We start from the raw sequence: 4,657 nt of genomic DNA, 5'->3' as shown, positions 1-4,657 counted from the left end.
AAATGGCCTGCACCCCCAGGGTGCAGGCCATTTTTTATGTCTTTTCGTCAAAGGATACGCCGCAGTTGCGGCAGGTGATGGAGATCTTGCCCTTGCCCCGGGGGACCCGGAGCTGCTGACCGCAGTTGGGACACTTGAAATAGCGGTGTTCCTTGTCCCGGTGGATGGTGCGCTGGAGCTTGAACCAGCGGATGGCCGGCCCTGCCATGGTCAGGAACTTGGCGTTCTCTGCCCGGCGGCGGGCGTAGTTCCGGGAGAGAACCCGGAAGAGCACCACCAGGATGCACAGGAGATAGAGGATATAGAGGGGGGAAGCGTCCAGAAACAGGTCCAAAAGATAGAGGACCAGTGCAACTCCGGTGAGGCAGAAGTTGAGCTGATCCCAGCCATACCGGCCATAAAGGAGCCGCTGTATGAAGTTCATGGCCGTTGCCTCCTTCCTTGCAGGTGCGCATATGCCTTGATTTTTATGTATTTATCATAGCTGTAGGATGTGTACTCGTCAAGAAAGCAAACGTAAACAAAGTGTGAATTGTACCGTGGACACCGCAAAAGCAGGGGGAAAGACGGGTCACGGGCCGGTGTGGAGGGTACTCATTTTGGTGTGACCACTTTTGGAGACAAGGCCGGTTTGGGGCGGCCGGCAGGTGGGGCTGAACAGCGGAAAAGAACCACCTAAACTAGAAAGAACAGGAAAAATTTGAAGATAACAAGGAAGGCAGAGGTGCAAACAGGTGAAATGGGCCCAAAAACCGACAGGAAAAACGTCTCTGAATGGAGACGTTTTCTCCATATGGAGACAACCAGAGTGAGAAGGGAAAGGATGGAAAAAGGCAAAATGGTAAAAGAAAATAGGGAAATACGGCATAATCCGACATTTTTCACAAAAAAGAAAATTGGCATCTGACTTGCAATATTAGTGGGCGGGCAGCAGACCGGGCGGCGTTGCCGGCACGGCGCCTGACGGTGCGGCCCATCGAGAAACAAAGGAGGTCTTTCTTTTGAGCGAGGGATTTGAGAAGGTAATGTCCGAAGTGGAAAACATCCGCGTCCAGCGGGACGGCAATATTGTGGTGATCACCATGAACCGCCCCAAGGCGCTCAATGCGCTCAATGACCAGACGCTGGAGGAGCTCGACCGCGTGTTCACCTGCCTGGAGGAGGAGCGCGACGTCCTGGGCGTCATCATCACCGGAGAGGGCAAGGGCTTTGTGGCCGGCGCCGACATCTCCCAGATGCAGAGTTACGGAAGCGAGGAGGGCCGGAACTACGCCAACCGTGCCCAGACCCTCTTTAATAAGATCGAGGCCCTGGAGAAGCCCGTCATCGCCGCGGTGAATGGCTACGCCCTGGGCGGCGGCTGCGAGCTGTCCATGAGCTGCGACATCCGCATCGCCTCCGAAAAGGCCATCTTCGGCCAGCCCGAGGCCAACCTGGGCGTCATTCCCTGCTTCGGCGGCACCCAGCGCCTGCCCCGCCTGGTGGGCACCGGCATCGCCAAGGAGCTCATCTACACCGGCCGTCAGGTGAAGGCCGACGAGGCCAAGGCCATCGGCCTGGTGAACAAGGTGGTCCCCGCCGAGTCCCTGCTGGACGAGGCCAAGGCCATGCTGGCGGTCATCACCGCCAAGGCCCCCATGGCCATCCGCTACTCCAAGGTGGCCATCAACCGGGGTATGGACGTGGATCTCCGGGCCGGCCTGGAGCTGGAAAAGGACCTGGCCGCCATCACCTTCGGCACCGAGGACAAGCAGGAGGGTATGGATGCCTTCCTGGCCAAGCGGCCCGCTGAGTTCCATAACAGGTAAAAAATTTCCAACCACCCGCTAAAAAGATTGGAAATAAGGAGGAGAATCTATGACCGCCTTAGGTATCATCGGCATCATCCTGGCCTTTGCCCTGCTGATGTATATGATCATGAAGGGGTTCAATATCTATCTGACCGTGTTCGTCTGCACCCTGGTGGTGGCTGTAACCAGTCAGATGAATATTTACGACGCCTATAAAGTTCACTTTATGAACGGCTTTACCACGTTCTTCAAGAACAACTACCTCATCTTCCTGACCGGTACCCTGATGGCCAAGGCCATGGACGTCACCGGCGCGGCCAAGTCCATTGCCAAGACCATCATCCGTGTCATGGGTACCGAGTGGGCCTTTATCTCTGTCCCTGTGGCCTGCGGCGTGCTTTGCTACGGCGGCGTCTCTGCCTTCGTGTGCTCCTTCGCCGTCTTCCCCATCGCCCTGCAGGTCTTCCGTGCCGCCGATCTGCCCCGCCGCGGCATCCCCGGCGCCCTGTGCTTCGGCTGCTCCACCTTCGCCATGATCGCCCCCGGCGCCGTGCAGATTCACAACAACGTGCCCTCCACCGAGCTGGGCACCACCTATATGGCCGGCGCCGTCAGCGGCTTCATCGCCTGCGGCTTCATGCTGGTGGCCGGTATCATCTACCTCCACTTCTGGCTCAACAAGGCCAAGAAAAACGGTGAGCACTTCATCGCCAAGGAGGGCGACGAGTTCGGCGAGGAGGGTGACGGCAAGCTGCCCAACTTCGTGGTCGCCCTGCTGCCCCTGGTCATCACCATCGTCCTGGTCAACGTGAAGATCGGCGGCGTGGCCCTCTGCCCCGTGGAGGGCGGCGTGCTGGCCGGCGCGGTGTCCGCCGTGGTCCTGATGATCAAGCACATTGATCCCAAGGAGCTGCCCAAGCACTTTGCCGACGGCGCCGCCATGGCCCTCATCTCCATCACCAACACCTGCGCCGTCAACGGATTCGGCGGCGTGGCCTCCAACAGCCCCGTGTTCTCCACCATCACCGACGCCATGGTGAACATCCCCGGTCCCAAGCTGCTGGGCCTGCTCATCGGCACCACCGTCATCTGCGGCATCTGCGGCTCCGCCTCCGGCGGCCTGGGCATCGCCGTGCCCATCCTGGGGCCGGTCTACACCCAGATGGGGATCGCCCCCAGCATCGTCCACCGCGTCATGGCCCTGTCCTCCTCCGCGCTGGACTCCCTGCCCCACAACGGCTACATCGTCACCGTCACCAACGGCCTGTGCCGGGAGACCCACAAGGACTCCTACGGCCTCACCTTCGCCCTCACGGTGGTCATCCCCCTGCTGGGCTCTCTGGTGGGCGTGGCCCTGTTTACGATCTTCCCCAACCTGCCCTAACTTCCATCTGCGGATTACTGCCATCATCCATACATGCGGGCTGAGGGACGGCGCGTTTACCTTCCACGCGCCGTCCCCTCTGACCGCCCTTTGACCGAAAGGAGTGCCTGACCTATGTTCAAACCCTTAGAGGGCGTAAAAGTCATCGATCTCACCTACTTCGTGGCCGGCCCCGGCGCCGCCCGTATCCTGGCCGACTGGGGCGCCGACGTCATCAAGGTGGAGCCCAGCTTCGGCGATCCCGGCCGGGGCACCGGCGCCACCATGTCCTGCCCCATCCAGAAGGACTGCAACCCCTTCTACACCGCCTACAACGCCAACAAGCGGGGCCTCTCCCTCAACCTGAAGAGCGACGAGGGCAAGGCCGTCCTGAACAAGCTCCTGGAGACCGCCGACGTCTTTGTCTCCAGCTACCGCACCGGCGCCCTCAAGCGCCTGGGGCTGGATTATGACTCCCTGAGCAAGAAGCACCCCCACCTCATCTGGGCCCAGATCAACGGTTTTGGCGACTTCGGCCCCGCCAAGGACAACGCCGGCTTCGACACCGTGGCCTTCTGGGCCCGCTCCGGCGCCATGATTGACATCACCGAGAAGGACACCTCCCCCGTGAACCCCCTCATCGGCTTCGGCGACGCCACCACCTCCTGCTCCCTGTCCGGCGGCATCTGCGCCGCCCTCTACCAGAAGGCCAAGACCGGCAAGGGCTGCAAGGTCATGGTCTCCCTCTTCTCCCAGGCCATCTGGAGCGAGAGCGCCGGCATGGTGTCCACCCAGTACGGCGACGAGTACCCCAAGACCCGCAAGAACCCCGGCTCTCCCGTCATGGATACCTTCAAGAGCTCCGATGACAAGTGGTTCTACATGAGCATCCTGGAGCCCGACCGCTACAACAACGCCCTCTTCAAGGAGCTGGGCCGTGAGGATCTGGTGGACCACCCCGACTACGCCACCGCCGCCGCCTCCAAGGCCCACAGCGCCGAGCTGGTGGAGATCCTCAGCGCCGAGTTTGCCAAGCACACCATGGACGACATCGCCGCCATGTTTGCCCGGGCCGACATCGCCTATGACCGGGTGCAGCACATCAAGGAGGTGCTGGACGATCCCCAGGCCCTGGAGAACATGTACATCATCCCCGTGGCCAACCGGGACGGCACCATTACCAAGCAGCCCATGACCCCCATCCGGTTCGCCACCGCCGAGCCCTCCTGCATCGAGGACATCGCCCCCACCATGGACCGGCAGGCTCCCCTGGTGGGCGAGCACTCCGCCGAGATCTTGAAGGAGCACGGCTACTCCGATGAGGAGATCCAGAAGCTCATCGATTCCAAGGTGGTCTACATCGACAAGCTGTAAGGCTGCGGAAAGGAGTTTTTTCCATGACATTTCATCTCACCGAGGACCAGGCCACCATCCAGCAGCTGGCCCGGGACTTTGCCGAGAGCGAGCTGGCGCCCATCGCGGCCCAGATCGACCAGGAGGAGCG

Annotated in this window: 4 protein-coding genes; 3 read left to right on the top strand and 1 reads right to left on the bottom strand. The window is 60.9% G+C overall.

Going from position 1 to position 4,657, the window contains the following annotated elements; genetic code table 11:
• Positions 1-34: 34 nt before the first annotated feature.
• Complete coding sequence (locus Q0K15_RS10630) at positions 35-424, bottom strand: hypothetical protein (protein WP_294515818.1); 390 nt, start codon at positions 422-424, stop codon at positions 35-37.
• Between the two features lie 601 nt (positions 425-1,025).
• Between Q0K15_RS10630 and Q0K15_RS10625 the strand changes: the two genes are divergently transcribed.
• The 3 genes from Q0K15_RS10625 (at position 1,026) to Q0K15_RS10615 (ending at position 4,527) form a co-directional block, all read left to right on the top strand.
• The gene (locus Q0K15_RS10625; RefSeq protein WP_294515819.1) at positions 1,026-1,808 is read left to right on the top strand and encodes an enoyl-CoA hydratase-related protein; all 783 of its coding nucleotides are present in this window, start codon (positions 1,026-1,028) and stop codon (positions 1,806-1,808) included.
• A gap of 49 nt (positions 1,809-1,857) precedes the next feature.
• Positions 1,858-3,174 carry an SLC13 family permease gene (locus Q0K15_RS10620; protein ID WP_294515817.1) on the top strand — a complete coding sequence of 439 codons (1,317 nt, stop codon included), beginning with the start codon at positions 1,858-1,860 and terminating at the stop codon, positions 3,172-3,174.
• A gap of 114 nt (positions 3,175-3,288) precedes the next feature.
• Entirely contained in the window at positions 3,289-4,527 is a 1,239-nt protein-coding gene (locus Q0K15_RS10615) for a CaiB/BaiF CoA-transferase family protein (RefSeq protein ID WP_294515816.1), read from the top strand.
• Positions 4,528-4,657: the final 130 nt, after the last annotated feature.

This window comes from uncultured Intestinimonas sp., assembly GCF_944387245.1.
Taxonomy (GTDB): Bacteria; Bacillota; Clostridia; order Oscillospirales; family Oscillospiraceae; genus Intestinimonas.
This window is presented reverse-complemented; position numbering and strand designations above follow the sequence as displayed.